The organism is Nocardia sp. NPDC051911 (assembly GCF_040681035.1).
GTDB classification, from domain to species: domain Bacteria; phylum Actinomycetota; class Actinomycetes; order Mycobacteriales; family Mycobacteriaceae; genus Nocardia; species Nocardia sichangensis.
This window is the reverse complement of record NZ_JBFAXY010000012.1, coordinates 109,832-131,968: the sequence shown is the minus strand read 5'-3', so window position 1 is coordinate 131,968 and position 22,137 is coordinate 109,832. Positions and strand designations below refer to the sequence as shown.

The window sequence follows — 22,137 nt, the reverse complement described above, 5'->3', positions numbered from 1 at the left end:
TGCGCGGGCTGAGGACGGACTTCGTCCGGCTGCGCCGTTGAGGCGTACCTCCGCCTTCGCTGCGGCCATGCGCGGGCTGAGGACGGACTTCGTCCGGCTGCGCCGTTGAGGCGTACCTCCGCCTTCGCTGCGGCCATGCGCGGGCTGAGGACGGACTTCGTCCGACTGCGCCGATTAGGCGTACCTCCGCCTTCGCTAGGGCGGCTTCGCCTGGCTCGCCGCAGACTCCGGTGCCGCGCGGCCTGGCTCGAGGCATGATCGTGACCATGGATGGTCACGACGAGCTGATGAGCTTGGCCGATCGGTATTGGGACAGCGTCCTCGAGGCGGCGCCGAGCGAGGCGACCCTGCTCGGCGACCGCCGCTTCGACGATCGGATCGAGGATCTGTCCGTCGACGCCGAACAGCGGTTGCTGTCGACCTGGCGAGATCTGCTGCGCGCGGTCGACGCGCTCGACGCCGAGCGGTTGAGCCAGGGCGACCGCATCACCCGCAGCTTGCTGCGCACCGAATTGAACGGTGCGGTCGAGCATCTGGAGTGGCGGCCGCTGGAACTGGCCTCCGACCAGATGAACGGCGTGCACGCGGGCGTGCTGATGGTGGCGCCGCAGACGAACGCGCCGCGGCCGGAGCACGCGCTGGCGCTGGTACGCCGCTACCGCCAGTTCGGGGACATGCTCGGCCAGGCCGTGGAGCGGTTCCGCGCGGGACTGGCCGCGGGCCGCACGCCCGCCCGGATCGCCATCGAGCGCTCGCTCAATCAGCTGGACGGCTACCTGGATTCCGACGTAGCCGCCGATCCGTTCGTCACCTTCGCCGGTCCGGAGGGCTGGGACGGCGAGGCCGCATGGCGCTCGGAATTGACCGAGGTGACGCGGGATGTCATCCGGCCTGCGTTCCAGGTCTACCGCGACGCGCTGTACGACGAACTGCTGCCCGCCGCGCGTCCCGACGACCAGCCGGGCTTGTGCTGGCTCGGCGCCGACGGCGAGGACATCTACCGGCGGCTGCTGCGCCACCACACCACGCTGCCCGATCTCGGCGCCGACGAGATCCACGAACTCGGCCTCGCCGAGCTGGCGAAGCTGCGCGAGGAATACGCGACGGTGGGCGCGCGCCTGTTCGGCACCGGCGATCTCGGTGCGATCTTCGGTCGGCTGCGCGACGATCCCGCGCTGCGCTACGACGACGCCGAGCAGATCATGTTCGACGCCCGCCGCGCCCTGGCCGTGGCGACCGCCGAAATGGGGAACTGGTTCGGGCGCCTGCCGAAGGAGTCCTGCGACATCGTCCCGGTGCCGGAGTTCCTGGCCGCGGATTCGCCTGCGGCGTATTACTTCCCGCCGGCCGCCGACGGGTCCAGGCCGGGCACGTACTTCGTCAACCAGCACCATCCCACCGGCCGTGGGCGCTTCGAGACCGCGTCGGTGGCCTACCACGAGGCGATCCCCGGTCATCATCTGCAACTCACCATCGCCAACGAACTCGACCACCTGCCGCGTTTCCAGCGCCAGTCCTTCGCCAACACCGCCTTCGTCGAGGGCTGGGCACTCTACACCGAGCGGCTTGCCGACGAGATGGGTTTGTACGAGGACGATCTCGGCCGCCTGGGCATGCTGGCGGGCGATTCCTGGCGCTCCTGCCGGTTGGTGGTCGACACCGGCCTGCACGCGAAAGGCTGGAGCAGGCAGCAGGCCATCGACTTCATGGTGGCCAACGCGCCGGTCGGGCTGGCCGAGATCACCGTGGAGGTGGACCGCTACATCGCGATGCCGGGGCAGGCGGTCGGCTACAAGATCGGGCAGCTGGAAATCCTGCGCCAGCGGGTGGCGGCCACCGAGCGGCTCGGCGCGGACTTCGACATCAAGGCCTTCCACGACGTGGTGCTCGGCTCCGGATCGGTGAGTCTGCCGGTGCTGCGGGAACTGGCGGGCACACTCTGACGGCGCGGGGCGCGACCGGTACTCGCGCCCCGCGGACCGGAATCCGGTCCCGGCGGCTCCAGCTGCCGGGTGTCGGCGTATCGCCTTGTCGGTGCCGGTCCCTAGACTCTGGGGCGTGAGTTCACCCACGACCGCTCCGCGTCCTGCCCCCGCGTCCGGCTCCGGCGATCCCGGCTCGGGAGACCGGCCGACGCTGCTGTTGCTGGACGGGCATTCGATCGCCTATCGCGCGTTCTTCGCGCTACCGGCGGAGAATTTCAAGACGGTCACCGGGCAGACCACCAACGCGGTCTACGGCTTCACCGCGATGCTGATCAACCTGCTGCGCGACGAGAAGCCGACGCACGTGGCCGCGGCGTTCGACGTGTCGCGCCAGACCTTCCGCGCCGAGGCGTATCCGGAGTACAAAGCCAACCGCACCACCACGCCGGACGAGTTCCGCGGGCAGGTGGAACTCACCAAGGACGTATTGGGCGCGCTGGGCATTCCGGTGATGGCGATCGAGGGCTTCGAGGCCGACGACATCATCGCCACGCTCACCACGCAGGCGACGGCCGCGGGTTTCCGCGTGCTCATCGTCACCGGCGACCGGGACTCCATCCAGTTGGTGAACGAGAACGTCACGGTGCTGTACCCGCGCAAGGGCGTGTCCGACCTCACCCGGTTCACCCCTGACGAAGTGATGGCCAAATACGGCCTCACACCCAACCAGTACCCCGACTACGCGGCGCTGCGCGGCGATCCGAGTGACAACCTGCCCGGCATTCCCGGCGTGGGGGAGAAGACCGCGGCCAAGTGGATCCGCGAGTACGGAGACCTGAACACGCTGGTCGAGAAGGTCGACCAGGTGAAAGGCAAGGTCGGCGACGCGCTGCGGGCCAATCTGAGCAGCGTGGTGCTCAACCGGCAGCTCACCGAGCTGATGCGGGAGGTGCCGCTGCCGTACACCCCGGATCAGCTGGCGCAGGGGCCGTGGGATCGCGAGAAGATCCATCAGCTGTTCGACGATCTCGAGTTCCGCGTGCTGCGCGACCGGCTGTTCGAGACGCTGGCTCCGCCGGAGCCGGAGGCGGAGGCCGGTTTCGAGATCAGCGGCGGCGCGCTGGAGATCGGCGCGGTCGCGGACTGGCTCGCCGAGCACGCGAAAGCCGGTGTGCGCCACGGTGTCTCGATCCTCGGCACCGGCTCCCCGGCCGGCGGCGACGTTCGTGCGCTCGCCATCGCCGCGGGTGACGGCGAGAGCGGCTACATCGACGTCACGGTGCTCACCCCCGAGGACGAGGCGGCGCTGGGAGCCTGGCTGGCCGACCCGGCCGTGCCGAAGGCGCTGCACGAGGCCAAGGCCGCCCTGCACGCCCTGCGCGGCCGCGGCTGGGCACTGGGCGGGCTGACCAGCGACACCGCGCTGGCGGCGTATCTGGTCCGCCCGGGCCAGCGCACGTTCAACCTCGACGACCTGTCACTGCGTTACCTGCACCGCGAGTTGCGCGCCGAGACCGGCGAGACCGCGCAGCTGTCGCTGCTCGACGACGAGGACGCCGTCGACGCCGAGCTCGCGCGGGCGCAGATGCTGCGCGCGCGTGCCGTCGCCGACCTGGCCGACGCGCTCGACGGGGAACTGGCCCAGATCGAGTCCACCCCGCTGCTGGCGGACATGGAGCTGCCGCTGCTGGGTGTGCTGTCCACCTTGGAGGAAGCGGGCATCGCGGTGGACACCGACCAGTTGGCGACGCTGCAGCGGCAGTTCGCCGACCGGGTGGCCGAGGCGGCCGAGGCGGCCTACGAGGTGATCGGCAAGCAGATCAACCTGGGCTCGCCCAAGCAGTTGCAGGTGGTGTTGTTCGACGAGCTGGACATGCCGAAGACCAAGCGCACCAAGACCGGCTACACCACCGACGCGGACGCGCTGGAATCGCTCTACGAGAAGACCCAGCACCCCTTCCTGGAGCATCTGCTCACGCACCGCGACGCCACGCGCTTGAAGGTCACCGTCGACGGCCTGCTCAAGTGCGTCGCCGAGGACGGTCGCATCCACACCACGTTCAACCAGACGATCGCGGCCACCGGGCGGCTGTCCTCCACCGAACCGAACTTGCAGAACATCCCGATCCGCACCGATACCGGCAGGCAGATCCGCGACACCTTCGTGGTCGGCTCCGGGTACCAGTCGCTGATGACCGCCGACTACAGCCAGATCGAGATGCGGATCATGGCGCACCTGTCCGGGGACGAGGGCCTGATCGAGGCGTTCAACTCGGGGGAGGACCTGCACAGCTTCGTGGCGTCGAAGGCCTTCGACATCCCGATCTCCGAGGTGAGCCCGGAACTGCGCCGCCGGATCAAGGCGATGTCCTACGGCCTGGCCTACGGGTTGAGCTCCTACGGTCTGTCCGCGCAGCTGAAGATCAGCACCACCGAGGCGAAGGAGCAGATGGAGGTCTACTTCGCCCGCTTCGGCCGCATCCGCGACTATCTGTACGAGGTGGTGGAGCAGGCACGCAAGGTCGGCTACACCGAGACGCTGTTCGGCCGCCGCCGGTACCTGCCCGATCTGGATTCCAGCAACCGGCAGCGCCGGGAGGCCGCCGAACGGATGGCGCTCAACGCCCCCATCCAGGGCACCGCGGCCGACATCATCAAGGTGGCGATGATCAACGTGCACCGGGCGATGCGTGAGGCGGGTTTGCGCTCCAGGATGCTGTTGCAGATCCACGACGAACTGCTGTTCGAGGTCGCCGACGGGGAACGGGAGACGCTCGAGGCGCTGGCGTGTGAGCAGATGTCCGCCGCGATCGCCCTCTCGGTGCCGCTGGAGGTCTCCGTCGGCGTCGGCCGCAGCTGGGACTCCGCCGCGCACTGACGGCGCGGGGCACACCGCACCGACATGCCGGGCCCCACCGCACGGGCCCGGCATCAGGCATCCCGAGAGCTATCATCGGGCCACCGCGCGCAAGTAAACGAATCACGGTGAACGGGATCCATGTCCCGTGCCGCGCGGCCACCTACCGTGGGGCTGGTCATATATAGGGATTCACGCATACCGAGCGCAGGGGATGGCCCATGACTGTCACCGATGAGTACCTGGAGAACAACGCGGCGTACGCGAGCACCTTCCAAGGCCCGCTGCCGCTGCCGCCTGCGAAGGGCGTGGCCGTGGTCGCGTGTATGGACGCGCGGCTCAATGTCTACGGCGCGCTCGGCCTCGCCGAGGGCGAGGCGCACGTCATCCGCAACGCCGGCGGCGTCGTCACAGCCGACGAGATCCGCTCGCTGGCCATCAGCCAGCGGCTGCTGGGAACCAGGGAGATCATCCTGATCCACCACACCGACTGCGGCATGCTCACCTTCACCGACGACGACTTCAAGGCGAGCATCCAGGAGGAGACCGGCATCAAGCCCGAGTGGTCGGCTGAGGCTTTCTCGGACCTGGAAACCGATGTGCGCCAATCTATCGCGCGCATCGTCGCGAGCCCGTTCGTGCCGCACAAGGACTCCATCCGCGGCTTCGTCTTCGACGTCGCCACCGGAAAGCTGAACGAGGTTCTGCCCCGATAGGGACGAATTTCGCACTGCGCCAGTGGGATCCGGGTGAAGTCACCCGGATCGCACTGCGTGTGGCGTATTTCACGAGGGCTGTCGCACGATCAGGCGCGCCGATCCGGCGCCGAGATCCACCTCGTCGCGGGGTGGCGCGCCGTCGGATGCGTCCTCCCGATGCATCAGCGTCGTCATCCGCTGCTCGAACTCGTGGTGCTTGCCGCCTTGGAAAACCGCCGTGACCTCTTCGAACCCCGCCGCCGCGACCGGAAGCCCCGACCGCTTGCGAGTCCAGGGCAGCGCGCGGCCGCCGGTGAGTTTGTTCCAGGCGACTTCGGCGAAGGCGAACAGGATGAGCAGGACGGCCAGACCGGGAATGGTCATCGCCACGAGGAGACCCATGTCACCGACGCTACCCTTGCCCTGGCCGCACCGCGCTGAACTGCACGTTTGATACTCGCCAGTAGACAATTCGGGCATCGAATGTGGTTGCTATTGCGCCGCGATGTCCCTATCCTCGATGCCGTGCCGAAACCCGCCGACCGCCGCAGCGCAGCGCTCCATGTCGCAGACCGCGACAGCGCTTTGCTTTCGGCGTCGCTCATCGGGCCCTCCGTGGCAACGCAGGCTACCGCCTCCGTGTCCGAGGATCGCGCCGAGCTACTTCCGCTCACCGCGATGGTGGCGCCGCTTCCCCGAGTTCTCGTAGTAGCCCGCCGTAGCGGGGTCTGATTCGGGCCGGCCCCCTCGCTGCGGGCATTTCCACTTGTTAGTGCTGGTCCCCTCTGTCAACTGAGCCACGACATTCTTCGGGAAGACCTACTTTCAATGACCATCCTGACTCTTGATACAGACATGTTCCAGGCCGCCGCGCCCAAGGGCCTACGGGCGGAAGCCACCGGGCTGACCTCGGCGGAGTTCCACAGCCGTTACTGCGCGCACGGCGGTCCGATCCGGCTCGGCGAGTGGTCGCCCGCGGGCGCCAGGACCGCGGAGTTCACCGCCACGCTGGAGTTCGCCGGGCATCTGCGGACCGTCGTCGCCACCGGCAGCCCCGTCGCGGCGATGACCTCGGCCCTCTACGAGGAGGGCTACCCCGTCGAGATCCTGCAATTCCACCAGCGGCGCACCGCCGAGGGCACCGCCACCTTCGTGCAGTGCGAATGCAACGGCAGGCGCGGCTGGGGCGCGGCGATCGCCGACGACGGCGCCGAGTCGACGGTCCGCGCCATGATCGCGGGCGTCAACCTGCTCGGCGTGTCCTGACATCGGGTCATTCGGCCTCGGGGCGGCGGCCTGCCGCCCCGAGGTTCGCGCCCGGCCACTGACGTGCGACAGGCCCGGACACGGACTGCCGCTTTCGCGTGTCCGTCCCCGGGCCCGAGTGAATTCCGTTGTGGCGCAGTACCGCACCGCGCCACGCGAACTACTGTTCGGCCTTCTGCTGCTCGGCGAGCTGCTTGCGCACCTCGTCCATGTCCAGCGCCTTGACCTGGGTCACCAGGTCCTCGAGCGCCGCGGGCGGCAGCGCGCCGGGCTGCGCGAACACCAGCACGCCCTCCCGGAAAGCCATGATGGTCGGGATGGAGCGGATGTTGGCAGCCGCCGCGAGGCCCTGCTCGGATTCGGTGTCGACCTTTCCGTGCACCACGTCGGGGTGCTTGGTGGAGGAGGCCTCGAAAGTCGGTGCGAAACTCTTGCACGGGCCGCACCAATCGGCCCAGAAATCGACGAGTACCACGTCGTTTCCGGTGACTACCTCATCGAAATTGTGCTGGGTCAGCGTCTGGGTGGCCATGACGTCCTCTCGTTTCGGTGTGCCTGCTACAACGCGGGCTGCCTCGGTTATCTTCCACGACGGATCCGGCCGACCGGCCACTCGCGCCGCTGATCCCCGTCCCATCGACGGATACCCAGCACCGTCGCGGGGAAATCCCGGTCCCGCGCGACGGCGTGGATGGCCTCGCCGAGCTGGTGCGGGGGCACCCGCCTGGCGAGGGTGATGTGCGGGGTCCACGCGTCCGGATGCAGGTTGGCCGGAACGCCGGGGCACGGGGAGATCGTGTGGAAGATCCGGCGGTGCAGGGCGAGCAGTGCCTCGGACGGGACCACCATCCGCACCAGGATGGAGCGGCGGGCACCGAAGACCACCAGCCCGCCGAGCCGCACGGGGATCGGCGCGAAGGCCTGCTCGTCCAGCGCCTGCTCGATGCGCGGCCAGATCTGCCTGGCCACCCCTGCGGTGATGTGCGGGCGGTTGGACTCGTCGGTGCGCGCGGCGAGGCTCGGCACGCCTGCTTCCGCCAGCAGTTGCCACTGGCGGCGGATCTCCGTGTCGGCGGCCTCGTCGAGGAGTAGTTCGACCGACTGCACCATGGTCTCCCGAAGGTAGCCGCAACCGGCGTGTCCGCGGGCCGGTTCCGGCGGCCGGGCGCGCCGGCGGGAGGATATCCCGGTGAACGTGAAGCGACCCCGGGCGCACCGGGCACTGCGACTCGGCCTGATCGACGGCGACGGCATCGGCCCCGAGGTGGTGCGATCCGCCAGGCAGGTCGTCGACGAGGCGCTGTCCGCGGCGGGCGCCGCCCCGGTCGAGTGGGTGCCACTGGCCATGGGACACCAGGCCATCGCCGAGTTCGGCACTCCGCTGCCCGAGCAGACGCTCGAGCAGCTGGCCGGTGTGGACGCGTGGATTCTCGGCCCGCACGACAACGCGTCCTATCCGGCCGAACATCGCGTCGCGCCGGGCGGGGTGATCCGCAAGCATTTCGACCTCTACGCCAACATCCGTCCCGCGCGGGCCTTCGCGGGTGTGCACGCGGCGGCCCCGGATATCGACCTGGTGATCGTGCGGGAGAACAGCGAGGGGTTCTATGCCGACCGCAACATGTTCGCCGGGTCGGGGGAATTCCGGCCGACGCCGGACATCGCGATGTCGGTCGGACTGGTGACCCGGGCCGCCTGCGAGCGGATCGCGCATCAGGCGTTCCGGCTGGCCGCGACCCGGCGCAAACGGGTGACGATCGTGCACAAGGCCAACGTCCTGCCCCTGACCATGGGCCTGTTCCGCGACGTCTGCCGTGCGGTCGGCCAGGACTACCCGGGAATCGAGGTCGATGAGGAACACGTCGACGCGGCGGCCGCGCACTTGGTCCGCGCCGCCTCCGACTACGACGTCCTGGTCACCGAGAACCTGTTCGGCGACATCCTGTCCGACCTGGCCGGTGAGTTGAGCGGATCGCTCGGGCTGGCCGCGTCGCTCAACTGTTCGGCCACCGCGGCCATGGCGCAGGCGGTGCACGGCGCGGCCCCGTCGCTGGCCGGGCACAACCGGGCGAACCCGGTGGCGCTGCAACTGTCGGCGGCGATGCTCTTGCGCTGGCTGGCGACCCGGGACGCCGAGATGGCCCTGGCGCGGGCGGGCGAGCGGATCGAACGCGCCGTCGCCGCGACCTTCGAGGCGGGCATCGCCACCGCCGACCTCGGCGGACTGGCATCCACCAGCGAATTCACCGAGCAGGTTTGCGCCAGGGTGCATCGCAGGTAGCGGTCAGCGAAATTTGCGCGGCCCGGCCAGTTCTCGCAACCGCGCCCAGTTCAGCGTCGGTGGCGGCACCCGCGTGCCCGGCCGGGTCCGCGGCACCCGCACCCGCAGCGCGCCCGGCGAGATCGCGCAGCGCACCGGCGTTTCGAGGCGGAGGGATTCGCCGTCCACACCGGCCGGGATCTCGGCCCGGTCCGCGTCGACGACCACCTCGGTGGCGGTGAGCCGCACCAGACCGCGATCGTGCGCCCTCCGCAGCAGGCCCACCGCTTGGCGCGTGCTCGCCACCGTGACCGTCACCACGCCGAGCAGCCCCGCGTCCAACCGGGCGCGGCGGCCGAGGCCCGCGAGATCGCCGGTGGCGTAAGGGCCGTTGCTGACCAGGACCGCCTGGGGCCCGTCCACGGACACGTTGCCGATGCGCGCTCGCAACCCGGTGTCGGAGCCACGTCCGAGCAGGTCGGGTAGCAGGCGCAACACGGTCCCGGTCTTGTCGTCGCGATACTGCGGACTCCGCACCACCTCCGCGTAGACGCCGAAGGAGGCGTTGTTGACGAACGTGCGCCCGTTGACGGTGCCGAGGTCGACCAGGATCTCGACACCGTCGCGCAGCGCAGCCAAGCCCGCGGCCGGGTTCTTCGTATCCAGTCCGAGATCCCGCGCGAAATGGTTTCGCGTACCGGCGCCGAGCACCACGAACGGTAGCCGGTGTTCCGCGGCGACCGCCGCGACCGAGGCCTGCGTTCCGTCGCCGCCTGCCACACCGAGGAGGTCGGCGCCCCGCTGAACCGCTCGCCGGGCCAGCGCGGCGACATCGGTGGGATGCGACCCGGACAGCAGCGCCACTTCGGCGCCGAGTTCCCTGGCCTTGCGTGGCAGATCGAACTCGACCACCTTGCCCCCGCCGGAGCGGGGATTCATCACCAGGAACGGGTGTTGTGCCGGGGCGGCGGGGAACTCGGGCAGTCGCGACTCGCCTGGATCGTTCCGCAATGCCCGGCGTGCGCACGCCACGGCCACCGCGACCAGGGCTCCGGAGACCAGCACCACCCACAGCTGACGCTCCCGGACGAAGAGAAGCGCCACCGCGACCGGCGCCAGGATCGCCAGAGCCGCCGAAGCGACCCGCACCGCGCCACGGTTGACCAAGGACCAGTAGATTCCGGCGACGCCGACCGCGACGCCGCCCGTCACGGCGATCAGCAAGGTGAGCAGACCGAGCAGCCCGGCCACCGCGAGTGGCAGCACGGCCGCGGCGATCACGGCGGCGAATGCCGCCCTGGCCCACCACTGCCCAGCCATCGGCGGCTGCGCCGAGCGGCGCTCCGCTCCCGCCATCACGTACCGGTCCCGGCCGTGGCCCCGTCCTTCGTTTCGGGCTCGGCTGGTTGTTGCCAGGCCCGAGCGGGACGAATCAACAGCTCCAGCAGGAGCAGCGCCAGCAGCGCGCCCAGGACGATCCACACCACCACGAGACCGGTGGGGTAGCGCCAGAACACCAGCAGCAGCGCGGCTATGCCGATGATCGCGCAGCGCAGCGCGGTGCGCGCCCGGAAAGCCCAGGTCTCCACGGGGTTCGGCGGACGCGATCGCCGCAGTCGCTGTACCGCGTCCATGGCACGCCCGAAATCGCGGCGCACCACGGTGGCCGAGGCCGAGCCTCCGGTGAGGTAAGCGCCCACCGCGATCACGAGACCGAGCACGGCGACCCCGCGCAGCGCGGTCCGCAGCGGAACCAGCACCGTGTCGATGAGAACGGTGGCCGCGTCCGGGGACAGCACATCGGGCGGCATTCTGTCCAAATACACCGCTCGCGCGATCATCAGCGCGATCGCCAAGATCAGCATGCCCACCGCAAGCGCGAGACCCACGAAGGCCAGGGCGCGGCGGCGACGGCCGACGGGTGCCGCGGCGATCGCGGCCACAGCGGCCGCGATCGTCACCCACGGCAGCACTGCCGAAGCTTTGTCGAGATTGTCGACCGCCCGTTGCGCCCGTACCAGTTCCGGCGACCGGAACAACACGAACTGTTTGTCGACCGCGGGGATCTTCTCGGCGAACGTGAATCCGCGATCGATCAGCCGCGCCTTGACGTTCTCGATCACGGTGCGCAGCGAGAGGCTCACCGTGCCGTTCTCGTCGACGGTCACCGACTGCGGGCCGACGTGGCCGGTCAGCACCCCCACCAACGCGGTGTGGGCGGCGCGGTTGGCTTGCACCCACAGATCCTCGAACTGGTCGCTGCGCACGAACGACAGCACGGTGTCGTTGACGAAGCCGCGGGCCTGCTGCGTGATCACCGGCGCCAGACCCTCGACCGCCCGGTCCACCCGAGGCCGGTTCGCGGTCGCCGGAACGGCGTCGGTCAGCGCGGCCAGGGCGTCCGCGGTCAGGCCCTCGATGTCGACGCGAGCGAAGATCTCGTCGGTGACCGTGTCGGCCACCTCCGTCTGCAGCGCCGGATCCGACCCCAGCGGCGCCACCGTGCTCAGGTACCGGTCGGTGTCGAGGATCTCGCCGCGCACGAAGCGCGCCAGCACCGTGGTGATCGCCAGGACGGCGACCAGCACCGTCAATATCACCACCGCGGTCCACCGCCACGCATGCCGCGGTGGCCGCGACACCCGCGGCGGCGCGCCGCGCGCCTCCGTCCGCAGCGCGGCGACCTCGGCGCGCAGGCGCTCGAGCTCGGCGCGTTCGTCCGCGCTCAGCCGACGTTCGGGTGCATTGTCACTCGCGTTGGAATCCATGGGTTCCTCACTCCAGGAACGGATTCGGGCTGCGGGACGCGACCGGCAGCCGCGCTGCTCAGGCCGTCGCCGAGCCGGAGGGCGGCGCTCCGGGGCCAGCGGCGGAACCCGGCCCCTGGAACGTGGTCTCCGGGTTCCACGTCGTGACGGCCCAGATCACCACCACGTCCAGCGCGATGATCAGGATGGACCAACCCGGGTAGTACGGCAGCCACAGGAAGTTGGCGATGATCGACAGCGCCGCGATGACGATCGCCGACACCCGCGCCCAGGTCGCGCCGGTCATCAACGCGATGCCGACGACGATCATCACCACGCCGAGCACGATGTGCGTCCATCCCCAGGCGGTGAAGTCGAATTTGAAGGTGTACTGCTGGCCCTGGACGAACAACTCGTCCTCGGCGACCGCCGAGATTCCTTGGAACAGCTGAAGGAACCCGACGGTGGTCAGTATGATCGCGGCCGCAATCGATGTGCCCGCGGCGATGCCTTGCCGGACGCGGTGGTTTTCCTGGCCCACAGGCGTGTGTTGCGACATTTGCGGTTCCCTTTCGCGACGATTTCGTATCGGCATGGGATGTGCGCATGCACGCCATGTCGGGACGGGCTTCGAACCTGAGGGTCCGGGCCGGGCTGAAGGTTTCGCGACCGGGTGGCGGTCGGCGGCGTACGCTATGACTGAGATTAGCATCGGGATGGCAGCCGAGTTCGAAGTTGTCATTTCTCGGATCCGGGATGCCGGTGCGTATTCCGGCAGACCTGTGAGAGGCCGATCGGTACGGCGGCCCGATTCGAACGAATTTCTCCATTTCGCAACGGAAAAGAGGCTTCCGGTGACCGATACCGATATCGACGCGATAGGCCCTATTGACTATCTCGTTATCGAATTTCCCCCGGATCGACCCCCGGACGGTTCGGCGCTGCCCATGCTGGCCGACCTCGTCGAGCGCGGCATAGTCCGGGTCCTCGATCTGGCGTTCGTCCGCAAGGACACCGACGGTTCCCTCACCGGAATCGACATCGCCGACATGGGACTCGAAGGGGACTTCGACATCACCCTGTTCGCGGAGGCGGGCTCGGGCCTGCTCGACGAAGCCGACCGCAGGGAAGCCGGGGCGGCGCTCGAACCGGGATGTTCGGCCGCGATCCTGGTCTACGAGAACAGGTGGGCGGCGCCTTTCGCGTCCGCGTTGCGCCGCAACGGCGCTCAGCTCGTGGCCTCCGGGCGCATCCCGGTGCAAAGCCTTTTGTCGTCGTTGGATGCCCTCGAGGCACAGAGTCGATAGGAGACAGTCATGCCAGGTTTGCTTCGCGGAGTCGCCCGCACCGCCGTCGTCGCGGGCACCGCGACCGCCGTCTCCAATCGGGTCTCCCGACGTCAGGGGGACCGCTGGGCGGCGCAGGAACAGTCGCAGTACGACCCGTACGCGCAACAGCAGTACGCGCAGCAGCAGTATGCGCAGCAACCCGCCGCGCCGCAGCCCGCGCCCGCACCGCCGAGTGGCGGCGGTGCGGGCATGGACCGGATCACCGCGTTGAAGGAACTCGCCGAACTCAAAGCTCAGGGCGTACTCACGGAACCCGAATTCGAGGCCGAGAAGGCCCGCATCCTCGCTTCCTGAGCGCGAGACCGGCGCTGGTCACCGACCCGCAGGCCGGGTGGGCGCCCCGCTCGGTTGCGGCGTCGGCGCCGCGCCCGCTTGCGGCACCGCACCGGGCTGCTGTCCTGCCAGTGCCTGGGCCTTGAGTTGCTCGAACTCGGCCACGGTGATCGCGCCGGAGTCGAGGAGGGCTTTGGCGTCGGCGATACTCTCCGCGGGAGACCTGCCAGCGACCTCCCGGATGTACTGGTCGGTGGCTTGTTTCGCTTCTGCCTGGGCATGTTGGGCGCGCAGGGCCATGCCCCGGCCCCGGACGACGAGGTAGACCAATGCCGCGAGGTAAGGGAACACCACCAAGGCGATCACCCACACGGCTTTGGCGAAGCCCGAGACGGAGTGATCCCGGAACAGATCGACCAGAATCTGGAACAGCACGATCAGGTATGCCACGAAAGCGAATACGAGGATCGTGTACCACACGTAGTCCCAGAACGAATCCATGATGTGAACCTCCTCTGACGAGCCCGCGGCGCATTCGAAATCCGCGGCTCACCATGTCCTGGATCGGACCGTCGGACGGCCCGGTGGCCGGAAAACAAACCTTTCTCTGTGCGCTTGCCGGGCTCTGCCTGCCGTATATCTCTTTGTTCGGTAGGCCGGCCCGCATCGGTGCTCGGGGCGGGCGTCGGTGCGAAGCGTCCGAAAGAGGGAACGTTTCACCGCCGCCGTGTCGCTCGAATATTCGAGGGCACATCAATTTTCGAGTGTCCGGACAGTCGTTCGGTTCATCCGTCGATCCGGAGAAACTCGTCCGGCCCGAAAAGACCGGCAAATAATCATCGGCGCTGGCGGAGGCGTCGTCAAGATTGCCGGGGAATTCGGCGCCGGTGCCGCAACGGCGTCGTCGCGCGAACGGAGCCGGTGTCCGATGGACCGCGTGCGCGGATGTGAGCGCCGTGTCCACCGCCACGCCCCGGACAGCACGCGTGGGAAGAGCCGCGGCGTACGGCGGCGGAACCGGGCCGACGCAGAGCCCGAGCCGACGTCGTTCATTCGATCCGCGGAGCGGCACCCGGCGGAGTAGGGTCTCCCCGCCGGCGCCCCGGCACGGGGCGCGCGAGCAGATCGTGTTGCTGTTGCATTACTGTCCAGCGCGGAGCGGCCCGGTCGCTTAAATTGCCAAACGGGTGATGACGCCCGGGTAGCGTGGAGCCAAAATGTGGAGGGCTGCTGTGTCTGATCGTTCGTTTCTCGGCAGGCGCGCCCTGCGAGCCGCCACGGGCGCGCTCGCCGCGGGCGCACTGGTGCTGACCGGATGTACCACCAACACCGAGGACACCGGACCCTCGGTGGCCAAGGTGCAGGTGGACAAGGTCGACGAGATCGCCGCACAACTCCCCGACAAGATCAAGCAATCCGGCCGGCTCGTCGTCGGCGTGAACATCCCCTACCAGCCGAACGAGTACAAGGACGCCAGTGGCCGGATCGTCGGCTTCGACGTGGACCTGATGGACGCGATCGCCTCCGTGCTCGGCGTCAAGGCCGAGTACCTCGAGTCGGCCTTCGAGAAGATCATCCCCTCGATCCAGGCGGGCACCTACGACGTGGGCATGTCGTCGATCACCGACTCCAAGGAACGTGAGCAGCAGGTCGACTTCACCACCTACTTCAACGCGGGCATCCAGTGGGCCCAGCAGAAGGGCAAGCCGGTCGATCCGGAGAACGCCTGCGGCAAGAAGGTCGCCGTGCAGGCCACCACCGTGGAGCACACCGACGAGGTGCCCGCCAAGAGCGCCAAGTGCGTCGCCGCGGGCAAGCCCGCCATCGATATCAAGTCGTTCGACGAGCAGAGCGCCGCGACCAACGCGCTGGTGCTCGGTCAGGTCGACGCCATGTCGGCCGATTCGCCGGTGACGGCGTACGCGATCAAGCAGAGCGGCGGCAAGATCGAGAACGCGGGGCCGGTGTTCGACTCCGCGCCCTACGGCTGGGCGGTGCCCAAGGGCGCGCCGCTGGCCGCCGTGCTGCAGAAGGCGGTCCAGCACCTGATCGACACGGGCAAATACGCCGAGATCACGAAGAACTGGGGCGTGCAGGAAGGCGCGATCACGAAGTCCGTCGTCAACGGCGCCGTGAGCTGATCGATGACGGACAACGACACTCGGCCGGCGCCCGGCGATCCCGGGCCCGGCGGAGCGGATTCGACGCGGGAGCCGGAGCCGATCAAAGCGGTTCCGCTGCGCAGGCCGGGGCGCTGGATAGCGGCGGCGGTCATCCTCGTCCTGGTGGGGTTGTTCGTCTACGGCGCCGCCACGAACCCGGCCTATCGCTGGGATACCTATGGGAAGTACCTGTTCGACACCAGGATCACGGCAGGCGCGATCGTCACGCTGGAACTCACCGTGTGCGCGATGGCGATCGCGGTCGTGCTCGGAACGGTGCTGGCCGTGATGCGGCTGTCGCCGAACCCGGTATTGCGCAGCTCGGCATGGGTGTACCTCTGGATCTTCCGTGGCACCCCGGTGTTCGTGCAGCTCGTGTTCTGGGGGCTGGTCCCGTCGCTGTACAGCCGGATCCAGCTCGGCGTTCCGTTCGGGCCGGAGTTCTTCCACCTCGACGTGCAGCAACTGCAGGCCGCGTTCGCCTTCGCCGTCCTCGGCCTCGGGCTCAACGAAGCGGCGTACATGGCCGAGATCGTGCGGGCCGGGATCAATTCCGTCGGTGAAGGGCAGCGGGAAGCGTCGCTGGCGCTCGGCATGTCCTGGAGTCAGACCATGCGCCGCACGGTGCTGCCGCAGGCCATGCGCGTGATCATCCCGCCGACCGGCAACGAGCTCATCGGCATGCTGAAGACCACCTCGCTGGTCACCGGCATCCCGCTGAGCACCGATCTGTTCGGCCGGGCGCGGGACATCTACGGCGTGAACTTCCAGCCCATTCCGCTGCTGTTGGTCGCCGCCACCTGGTATCTGGCGATCACGAGTGTGCTCATGGTCGGGCAGTACTACTTGGAGCGCTACTACTCGCGCGGCGTCTCCCGCACGCTGACCACCAAGCAGCTGCAGGAGCTGGCCGACGCCCAGCAGGGGGAGAAGGCCAAATGAGCGTGCAGGTCGAGAAGACCACGGCCCCTCCGATGGTCCTGGCGGACCGGGTCTGCAAGAACTTCGGCGCACTGCAGGTGCTCAAGGGCGTCTCCCTCGAGGTGGGCCGCGGCGAAGTGCTGTGCCTGATCGGGCCGTCCGGCTCGGGTAAGTCCACCTTCCTGCGCTGCATCAATCACCTGGAGCAGGTGAACGCGGGCAGGCTGTACGTCGACGGCGAGATCGTGGGCTACCGGGAGAAGAACGACAAGCTCTACGAGATGCACCCGCGTGATGCGGCAAAGCAGCGCCGCGAGATCGGCATGGTGTTCCAGCATTTCAATCTGTTCCCGCACCGGACGGCGCTGGACAACATCATCGAGGCGCCCACCCAGGTCAAGAAGGTGCGTAAAGCGGAGGCGGTGACCAGGGCGCGTGAGCTGCTGGACCGGGTCGGGCTGGCGGACAAGGCGAACGCCTACCCGGCGCAGCTGTCCGGCGGGCAGCAGCAGCGCGTCGCGATCGCCCGTGCCCTGGCCATGGACCCCAAGCTCATGCTGTTCGACGAGCCGACCTCGGCGCTGGATCCGGAGCTGGTCGGTGAGGTCCTCACGGTCATGCGGGAACTGGCCCGCTCGGGCATGACGATGGTCGTGGTGACCCATGAGATGGGATTCGCCCGCGAGGTCGCCGACCAGCTGGCGTTCATGGACGGCGGCGTGGTCGTCGAGTCGGGGCCGCCCAGACAACTGCTGGCGGATCCGCAGCACGAGCGCACCAAGGCGTTCCTCTCGCGACTGCTCTGAGGAGGTTACGTCCCGGCGCGCAGCGCGATGCGCAGCTGTCCGAGCAGCACTTTGGCTGCCGGACTCGCAGGACGGTCGGTGCGCCAGACCAGTGCGAGGCGCCCGCGCGGTTCCGGTTCGACGATCCGGACGGTCCGCACCCCGAAGGCCGCGGCCTCCTCGGTGCTGAGCGCGGGCACGACCGCGACACCGAGACCGCGCGCGGCCAAGCGCAGCAGCAGCGCGGGCGCCGCCGCCTCGTAGGCGATCGCGGGCTCGAATCCCGCCGCGGCGCATGCCCGCTCGAAGACGCCGCGGATTCCGGTGCCGGGGGTGAGACAGATCAGCGGACGATCCCGCAGCGCGGTCAGCGGGATCTCCGCACCGTAGTCGAGGTCCGCCACCGCGACGGCGGCGACCACCGCGGTCTCCAGCACCACTTCGATGCCGATGCCCGGTTCGAGGTCCGCGCCGGTCACCCCGATCAGGGCGATGTCGAGATCACCCCGGCCGAGGGCGGCGAGCATCCGCTCGGAGGTGTCCTCGGTGAGGCTGATGCCGACCTCGGGGTGGTCCCCGTGGAATTCGGCGAGCACGGCGGCGACGTCGAACTCCTCGACCGCCGCTCCCGAGATCAGGCCGACTCGGACCTGACCCCGCAGCAACCCGCTGAACTCGTCCACCGTATGGGTGATCCGCTCGGCGGCGGCCAGCGCCGCCTGCGCGTGCCGCAGAACGGCGGCGCCCACCTCGGTCAGGGTCACCGTACGCCCCCCACGGTCGAGCAGCGGTTGGCCGAGTTCGCGCTCCAGCTGCCGGATCTGGGCGCTCAGGCCGGGTTGGGCCAGATGCAGCCGAGCCGCCGCGCGGGTGAAGCTCGCTTCCTGGGCGACCGTGACGAAGTACCGTAGCTGACGCAGCTCCATAATCGATCATTATAGGAACTAGAAGAACTATCTGTTTTACTTCTTCACCCTGGCCGGGCAGGGTCGAAGCCATGGGAAACAACGCCGCACAGATCGAAGAAAACAGCGACATCTTCACCGGCCCGGTCTTCCGCCCTGGCGACGACGGTTACGACGCCGAGATCGCCGGGTTCCAGACCGCCTACACCCATCGGCCCGCGCTGATCGTGGGCGCGGTGCACACCGAGGACGTGCGCGCGGCCGTGGAATACGCCGCGCGCCACGATCTGCCGATCGCCGTGCAGGCCACCGGCCACGGACTGTCGGTCGCCGCGGACGGCGGTGTGCTGATCAGCACCGGGCGCATGACCGACCTCCGGATCGATCCGGTGCGCCGGACCGCGCATGTCCGCGCGGGAGTGCGGGCGGGCACGCTGGTCGACGCGGCGGCCGAGCACGGACTGGCGCCGCTGAACGGTTCGTCGCTGTCGGTGGGCGTGGTCGGCTATCTGCTCGGCGGCGGCGTCGGTCTGCTCGCGCGCCGGTTCGGGTACGCGGCCGAGCACGTGCGATCGATCGAGCTGGTCACCGCCGACGGCCGGGTGCGCACGCTGACGCCGGACGACGAGTTGTTCGGCGCCGTACTCGGCAGCGGGGGCAACTTCGGCGTCGTGACCGCGCTGGAAGTCGGCCTGGTCCCGGTCACCACGGTGTACGGCGGACAGTTGGTGTTCGACACGCCGCTGGTCGAGCGGGCGCTGGACGCGTGGCGACGATGGACCGCGACCGTGCCGGAAAACCTCACCTCGACGGTCACCATGCTCGCCTTCCCGGATATCCCCCAGGTGCCCGCGCCGCTGCGCGGACGGTACGTCGCCTCCGCACGGATCGCTTACAACGGGCCCGCGGAAGAAGGGGAACGGCTGGTCGCGCCACTGCGGGCGGTGGGGGAACGGCTGAAGGACGATCTGCGCGAAATGCCGTACCCGGAGTCGCACACCATTCACAGCGACCCTGATCATCCACACGCCTATGCCGCTACCAACGCGCTACTCGGCGAATTCACCGAGGAGACGGCCGCTGCCCTCCTCGCCGCCGCGGGCCCGGATTCCGGGGCGGGCGCGGTCGTCGACGTCCGTCATCTCGGCGGGGCACTGGCCCGCCCGAGCGATACCGGCATCGCCGTGGATCATCGCGAGGCCGCGTATGTCGTGCGAATCATCACCGGCCCCGAGGATGCCGCGACTCGCGCCGCGATCCGCGCCGCGCTGACGCCGTGGACGCTCGGGCACAGCCTCAATTTCCTCTACGGCGCGGGCGCCGAAGCGGACGAGGCGCAGACCCGCGCGGGTTATCGGCCCGACACCTACGCCCGGCTGGCCGCGCTCAAGGCCGAGCACGATCCGCGCAATCTGTTCCGCTTCAACCGCAATATCCGGCCGGAAGCCAGCTGATCCCACCGCCGCCGCGCCCTGGTGCGGCGCGGCGGCGTCATGCTATCTTCGTGATATCACTCTGATATTGGGAGAATGTCATGCAGTTTCGATCCGCGTTCCACGTCGACGGCTTTCTGGTGCTGCTCGGGTGGTTCGTGCTCACGGTCTTGTTCGGCGGCGGCGCGGCGCTCGGTTTCGCCGTGGGCGCCAGGGACGGCAACGGCTTCGCGGTGGCCGGTGCGGTGGCGGCGGTCGTCGTGGTCGTCGTCCTGCTGCTGCTCGCGACCGGGCTGACCGTGGTGAACCCGAACGAGGCCAAGGTGGTGCAGTTCTTCGGCCGCTACGTCGGCTCGGTGAGCGAGCCCGGCTTCTATTCCGTGCTCCCGCTGACCGACCGCAAGAGCATCTCGCTGCGCGTGCGGAACTTCGAGACCCAGAAGCTCAAGGTCAACGACGCCGACGGCAACCCGGTGGAGATCGCCGCGGTAGTCGTCTACCGGGTGGTGGACAGCTTCAAGGCGGCCTTCGCCGTCGACGACTACGAGGAGTACGTCGAGACCCAGTCCGAGGCGGCCGTCCGGCACCTGGCCACGACGCACCCGTATGACGCGCACGAGGCCGACCGCACCAGCCTGCGCGACGGCGCGGAGGTGGCCGGGGAACTGACCGTCGAACTGCGTGAACGCACCGAAATGGCGGGTATCGAGGTGCTGGAGGCGCGGATCACCCACCTCGCCTACGCGCCCGAGATCGCCCAGGCCATGCTGGTCCGCCAGCAGGCCGCCCAGGTGGTCGCCGCGCGGACCCGGATCGTCGAGGGCGCGGTCGGCATGGTCGGCTTGGCGCTGGAGCGGCTCGCTCAGGAGGGCATGGTGGAACTGGACGAGGAGCGCAAGGCGGCGATGGTGTCGAACCTGCTCGTCGTGTTGTGCGGTGACCGTCCCACCCAGCCCGTCGTCAACGCCGGTTCGCTCTACTCCTGAGGCGGGCTGCCCATGGCCGAGCGCAAGAAACTGCTGCTACGCCTGGACCCGGCCGTCCACGACGCCATCGCGAAGTGGGCGGCCGACGACCTGCGCAGCATCAACGCCCAGATCGAGTACGCGCTGCGCCTGGCGCTGGAGCAGGCCGGACGCAAACCGAAGTCGCAGTGACACGACCTCGATACCGATCAGAGATGGTGCCCCGGCCCGAGGGCGCGAAGACTTGCAAGGTGTCAGCAAATGTCCGGCCATCGGAACCGAAAGGGGAAATGATGACCACGGTCGTGCACATCGATGACACCGTCCGCGATTACGAGACGTGGAAGCCCGCCTTCGACGGTCTGGTGCAGTACTACACCGAGGCGGGAGCCCGCAACTGCCGGGTGGCGCGGTTCACGCACAACCCCAACCGGGTGCTCATCGAGCTGGACTTCGACACCATGGCGGAGGCCGAAGCCTTCCGGGACGGTCTGCACAAGCTGATCGACCTGCCGCGGACGCAGATGCTACTGGTCAGCCACGAGGTCTCCATCCTCGAGCTCGTCGATGACCGCCGCCTCACGGCCCGGGCTTCCTCGTGACGAAGATGGCCGTACCGGGGAAAAGCTCACCGCGCAGCGGGCTCCACTGCCCCCATTCGCGGTCGAGCCATTCCGGCCACTCCGGTTCGACGATGTCCTCCAGCGCCAGGCCCGCCGCGACGATCTCCCTGACCCGGTCGCCGATGGTCCGGTGGTGCTCGACGTAGGTGGGCACGTCGTCGCCGTCGACCTCGACGTAAGGGGTGCGGTCGAAGTACGGGATGGTGGCGGTCAGGCCCGCCGGGCCGGGATCGTCCGGGAAGATCCAGCGCATCGGGTGGTTCACCGAGAACACCCAGCGCCCACCGGGGCGCAGCACTCGCGCGACCTCGCGCATCACCTGCGCCGAATCGGCGACGAACGGCACCGCGCCGAACGCCGAGCAGGCCAGATCGAACGACGCGTCCGCGAACGGAAGGGCCTCGGCGTCCGCTTGCACCAGCGGCACTCGCGGGCCGCCGCGCGCCATCACCGCGAGGCCCCGCTCGAGCATCCCGCGCGACAGGTCGAGCCCGACGGGACGCGCGCCCTGCCCCGCCAGCCAGCGCGAGCACGGAGCGGAGCCGCAGCCGATCTCCAGCACCGCTTTGCCGGTGACGTCGCCGAGGAATCTCATGTCGCCTTCGTGCAGGCCCTCCGGGCACCACACGAACTCGCCGCCGGGGGAGTCCACGCCGAGGAACTCCGCGTGCGTCTCGTGGTACTGCGCGGCGTCGGCGTCCCACCATCGCCTGCTGGCCAGTCTGCTGGCCGCCGATCCGATCCGGGTCCGCACCGTGCCCGTCGTTCCGAGCAGTGCGTTTGCTTGCGCATGGCGATCTTCCGACACGCCGATCAGACTATCGGCGTGGCGACCCGACCGGTTTGCCCGCCCGGACCGAGGTCGCGTACGCTGAACGCGCGAGTGTCTTCCGTACAGCCGTACCGAAGTTCAACCCGTGCTGAGTTTCACGCGCGTCGCGTGCGGTACGTTCCTAGTGTCCGTCTTC

At 68.9% G+C, this 22,137-nt stretch carries 23 protein-coding genes; 14 read left to right on the top strand and 9 right to left on the bottom strand.

The annotated features are described in order from the left end of the window. The first annotated feature begins 266 nt into the window (after positions 1 to 266). From AB0L97_RS17370 to AB0L97_RS17360, 3 genes are all read left to right on the top strand, one after another. Positions 267 to 1,943 carry a DUF885 domain-containing protein gene (locus AB0L97_RS17370; RefSeq protein WP_364430421.1) on the top strand — a complete coding sequence of 559 codons (1,677 nt, stop codon included), beginning with the start codon at positions 267 to 269 and terminating at the stop codon, positions 1,941 to 1,943. 115 nt (positions 1,944 to 2,058) lie between these two features. Next, positions 2,059 to 4,803 carry a DNA polymerase I gene (gene polA, locus AB0L97_RS17365; protein ID WP_364430418.1) on the top strand — a complete coding sequence of 915 codons (2,745 nt, stop codon included), beginning with the start codon at positions 2,059 to 2,061 and terminating at the stop codon, positions 4,801 to 4,803. Positions 4,804 to 5,003: 200 nt separating this feature from the next. Further along, a complete protein-coding gene (locus AB0L97_RS17360) occupies positions 5,004 to 5,498 on the top strand; it encodes a carbonic anhydrase (RefSeq protein WP_355078244.1) in 495 nt (164 codons plus the stop codon). Positions 5,499 to 5,567: 69 nt separating this feature from the next. Here the strand turns inward: AB0L97_RS17360 and AB0L97_RS17355 are convergent, their stop codons facing one another. Then, the gene (locus AB0L97_RS17355; protein ID WP_355078243.1) at positions 5,568 to 5,882 is read right to left on the bottom strand and encodes a DUF6191 domain-containing protein; all 315 of its coding nucleotides are present in this window, start codon (positions 5,880 to 5,882) and stop codon (positions 5,568 to 5,570) included. A 426-nt stretch (positions 5,883 to 6,308) separates the two neighbouring features. Between AB0L97_RS17355 and AB0L97_RS17350 the strand changes: the two genes are divergently transcribed. Then, complete coding sequence (locus AB0L97_RS17350; RefSeq protein WP_356967829.1) at positions 6,309 to 6,746, top strand: 2-keto-3-deoxygluconate kinase; 438 nt, start codon at positions 6,309 to 6,311, stop codon at positions 6,744 to 6,746. Positions 6,747 to 6,906: 160 nt separating this feature from the next. On the opposite strand, the gene trxA is transcribed toward AB0L97_RS17350, so the two are convergent. Next, positions 6,907 to 7,278, bottom strand: coding sequence for a thioredoxin (trxA, locus tag AB0L97_RS17345; RefSeq protein WP_355078241.1), 372 nt, complete (start codon positions 7,276 to 7,278; stop codon positions 6,907 to 6,909). Positions 7,279 to 7,325: 47 nt separating this feature from the next. After that, positions 7,326 to 7,856 carry a 2'-5' RNA ligase family protein gene (locus tag AB0L97_RS17340; RefSeq protein WP_355078240.1) on the bottom strand — a complete coding sequence of 177 codons (531 nt, stop codon included), beginning with the start codon at positions 7,854 to 7,856 and terminating at the stop codon, positions 7,326 to 7,328. A gap of 79 nt (positions 7,857 to 7,935) precedes the next feature. On the opposite strand from AB0L97_RS17340, the gene AB0L97_RS17335 reads away from it, so the two are divergent. Next, on the top strand, positions 7,936 to 9,027 hold the full coding sequence (locus AB0L97_RS17335; RefSeq protein WP_364430410.1) for an isocitrate/isopropylmalate family dehydrogenase: 1,092 nt from the start codon (positions 7,936 to 7,938) through the stop codon (positions 9,025 to 9,027). A gap of 3 nt (positions 9,028 to 9,030) precedes the next feature. On the opposite strand, the gene AB0L97_RS17330 is transcribed toward AB0L97_RS17335, so the two are convergent. Genes AB0L97_RS17330 through AB0L97_RS17320 form a run of 3 tightly spaced genes read right to left on the bottom strand, consistent with a single transcriptional unit; the run spans position 9,031 to position 12,312 of the window. Continuing rightward, positions 9,031 to 10,362, bottom strand: coding sequence for a diacylglycerol kinase family protein (locus tag AB0L97_RS17330; RefSeq protein ID WP_364430407.1), 1,332 nt, complete (start codon positions 10,360 to 10,362; stop codon positions 9,031 to 9,033). Then, positions 10,362 to 11,774 carry a hypothetical protein gene (locus AB0L97_RS17325; protein ID WP_355078238.1) on the bottom strand — a complete coding sequence of 471 codons (1,413 nt, stop codon included), beginning with the start codon at positions 11,772 to 11,774 and terminating at the stop codon, positions 10,362 to 10,364. Before AB0L97_RS17325 ends, AB0L97_RS17330 begins: the two co-directional genes overlap by 1 nt. Before the next feature lie 58 nt (positions 11,775 to 11,832). After that, positions 11,833 to 12,312, bottom strand: coding sequence for a hypothetical protein (locus AB0L97_RS17320; RefSeq protein WP_356967835.1), 480 nt, complete (start codon positions 12,310 to 12,312; stop codon positions 11,833 to 11,835). Positions 12,313 to 12,607: 295 nt separating this feature from the next. Here AB0L97_RS17320 and AB0L97_RS17315 point away from each other — a divergent pair, with 295 nt between their 5' ends. Then, a complete protein-coding gene (locus tag AB0L97_RS17315) occupies positions 12,608 to 13,060 on the top strand; it encodes a DUF6325 family protein (protein WP_364430402.1) in 453 nt (150 codons plus the stop codon). Positions 13,061 to 13,069: 9 nt separating this feature from the next. Next, positions 13,070 to 13,396 carry an SHOCT domain-containing protein gene (locus AB0L97_RS17310; RefSeq protein WP_364430399.1) on the top strand — a complete coding sequence of 109 codons (327 nt, stop codon included), beginning with the start codon at positions 13,070 to 13,072 and terminating at the stop codon, positions 13,394 to 13,396. Between the two features lie 18 nt (positions 13,397 to 13,414). On the opposite strand, the gene AB0L97_RS17305 is transcribed toward AB0L97_RS17310, so the two are convergent. Next, the gene (locus AB0L97_RS17305) at positions 13,415 to 13,876 is read right to left on the bottom strand and encodes an SHOCT domain-containing protein (RefSeq protein WP_364430396.1); all 462 of its coding nucleotides are present in this window, start codon (positions 13,874 to 13,876) and stop codon (positions 13,415 to 13,417) included. A gap of 716 nt (positions 13,877 to 14,592) precedes the next feature. On the opposite strand from AB0L97_RS17305, the gene AB0L97_RS17300 reads away from it, so the two are divergent. From AB0L97_RS17300 to AB0L97_RS17290, 3 genes are read left to right on the top strand one after another with little or no spacing between them, the layout of a single operon-like run. Further along, entirely contained in the window at positions 14,593 to 15,516 is a 924-nt protein-coding gene (locus AB0L97_RS17300) for an ABC transporter substrate-binding protein (protein ID WP_364430393.1), read from the top strand. Between the two features lie 3 nt (positions 15,517 to 15,519). Continuing rightward, positions 15,520 to 16,479, top strand: a complete 960-nt coding sequence (locus tag AB0L97_RS17295; RefSeq protein WP_355078232.1) for an amino acid ABC transporter permease — start codon at positions 15,520 to 15,522, stop codon at positions 16,477 to 16,479. A 32-nt stretch (positions 16,480 to 16,511) separates the two neighbouring features. Then, the gene (locus tag AB0L97_RS17290; protein ID WP_355078343.1) at positions 16,512 to 17,264 is read left to right on the top strand and encodes an amino acid ABC transporter ATP-binding protein; all 753 of its coding nucleotides are present in this window, start codon (positions 16,512 to 16,514) and stop codon (positions 17,262 to 17,264) included. Positions 17,265 to 17,269: 5 nt separating this feature from the next. Here the strand turns inward: AB0L97_RS17290 and AB0L97_RS17285 are convergent, their stop codons facing one another. After that, positions 17,270 to 18,169 (bottom strand): LysR family transcriptional regulator, encoded by a 900-nt coding sequence (locus AB0L97_RS17285; protein ID WP_364430389.1) that lies wholly within the window; start codon positions 18,167 to 18,169, stop codon positions 17,270 to 17,272. Positions 18,170 to 18,240: 71 nt separating this feature from the next. Between AB0L97_RS17285 and AB0L97_RS17280 the strand changes: the two genes are divergently transcribed. From AB0L97_RS17280 to AB0L97_RS17265, 4 genes are all read left to right on the top strand, one after another. Further along, positions 18,241 to 19,602 (top strand): FAD-binding oxidoreductase, encoded by a 1,362-nt coding sequence (locus AB0L97_RS17280; protein ID WP_364430386.1) that lies wholly within the window; start codon positions 18,241 to 18,243, stop codon positions 19,600 to 19,602. Positions 19,603 to 19,682: 80 nt separating this feature from the next. Next, a complete protein-coding gene (locus AB0L97_RS17275) occupies positions 19,683 to 20,567 on the top strand; it encodes an SPFH domain-containing protein (RefSeq protein WP_355078229.1) in 885 nt (294 codons plus the stop codon). A 12-nt stretch (positions 20,568 to 20,579) separates the two neighbouring features. Next, positions 20,580 to 20,738 carry a hypothetical protein gene (locus tag AB0L97_RS17270; protein WP_168434213.1) on the top strand — a complete coding sequence of 53 codons (159 nt, stop codon included), beginning with the start codon at positions 20,580 to 20,582 and terminating at the stop codon, positions 20,736 to 20,738. Between the two features lie 101 nt (positions 20,739 to 20,839). After that, positions 20,840 to 21,148 carry a hypothetical protein gene (locus AB0L97_RS17265; RefSeq protein ID WP_355078228.1) on the top strand — a complete coding sequence of 103 codons (309 nt, stop codon included), beginning with the start codon at positions 20,840 to 20,842 and terminating at the stop codon, positions 21,146 to 21,148. On the opposite strand, the gene AB0L97_RS17260 is transcribed toward AB0L97_RS17265, so the two are convergent. Further along, entirely contained in the window at positions 21,126 to 21,977 is an 852-nt protein-coding gene (locus AB0L97_RS17260) for a class I SAM-dependent methyltransferase (protein WP_364430381.1), read from the bottom strand. The genes AB0L97_RS17265 and AB0L97_RS17260 overlap by 23 nt on opposite strands. Positions 21,978 to 22,137: the final 160 nt, after the last annotated feature.

Bases quoted from the DNA above. Each gene is read 5' to 3' on its own strand.
- AB0L97_RS17370 (WP_364430421.1), top strand. From the start codon at position 267: ATGGATGGTCACGACGAGCTGATGAGCTTGGCCGATCGGTATTGGGAC.
- AB0L97_RS17360 (WP_355078244.1), top strand. From the start codon at position 5,004: ATGACTGTCACCGATGAGTACCTGGAGAACAACGCGGCGTACGCGAGC.
- AB0L97_RS17355 (WP_355078243.1), bottom strand. From the start codon at position 5,882: ATGGGTCTCCTCGTGGCGATGACCATTCCCGGTCTGGCCGTCCTGCTC.
- AB0L97_RS17350 (WP_356967829.1), top strand. From the start codon at position 6,309: ATGACCATCCTGACTCTTGATACAGACATGTTCCAGGCCGCCGCGCCC.
- trxA (WP_355078241.1), bottom strand. From the start codon at position 7,278: ATGGCCACCCAGACGCTGACCCAGCACAATTTCGATGAGGTAGTCACC.
- AB0L97_RS17340 (WP_355078240.1), bottom strand. From the start codon at position 7,856: ATGGTGCAGTCGGTCGAACTACTCCTCGACGAGGCCGCCGACACGGAG.
- AB0L97_RS17330 (WP_364430407.1), bottom strand. From the start codon at position 10,362: ATGGCGGGAGCGGAGCGCCGCTCGGCGCAGCCGCCGATGGCTGGGCAG.
- AB0L97_RS17325 (WP_355078238.1), bottom strand. From the start codon at position 11,774: ATGGATTCCAACGCGAGTGACAATGCACCCGAACGTCGGCTGAGCGCG.
- AB0L97_RS17320 (WP_356967835.1), bottom strand. From the start codon at position 12,312: ATGTCGCAACACACGCCTGTGGGCCAGGAAAACCACCGCGTCCGGCAA.
- AB0L97_RS17310 (WP_364430399.1), top strand. From the start codon at position 13,070: ATGCCAGGTTTGCTTCGCGGAGTCGCCCGCACCGCCGTCGTCGCGGGC.
- AB0L97_RS17305 (WP_364430396.1), bottom strand. From the start codon at position 13,876: ATGGATTCGTTCTGGGACTACGTGTGGTACACGATCCTCGTATTCGCT.
- AB0L97_RS17300 (WP_364430393.1), top strand. From the start codon at position 14,593: ATGTGGAGGGCTGCTGTGTCTGATCGTTCGTTTCTCGGCAGGCGCGCC.
- AB0L97_RS17295 (WP_355078232.1), top strand. From the start codon at position 15,520: ATGACGGACAACGACACTCGGCCGGCGCCCGGCGATCCCGGGCCCGGC.
- AB0L97_RS17290 (WP_355078343.1), top strand. From the start codon at position 16,512: ATGGTCCTGGCGGACCGGGTCTGCAAGAACTTCGGCGCACTGCAGGTG.
- AB0L97_RS17285 (WP_364430389.1), bottom strand. From the start codon at position 18,169: ATGGAGCTGCGTCAGCTACGGTACTTCGTCACGGTCGCCCAGGAAGCG.
- AB0L97_RS17280 (WP_364430386.1), top strand. From the start codon at position 18,241: ATGGGAAACAACGCCGCACAGATCGAAGAAAACAGCGACATCTTCACC.
- AB0L97_RS17275 (WP_355078229.1), top strand. From the start codon at position 19,683: ATGCAGTTTCGATCCGCGTTCCACGTCGACGGCTTTCTGGTGCTGCTC.
- AB0L97_RS17270 (WP_168434213.1), top strand. From the start codon at position 20,580: ATGGCCGAGCGCAAGAAACTGCTGCTACGCCTGGACCCGGCCGTCCAC.
- AB0L97_RS17265 (WP_355078228.1), top strand. From the start codon at position 20,840: ATGACCACGGTCGTGCACATCGATGACACCGTCCGCGATTACGAGACG.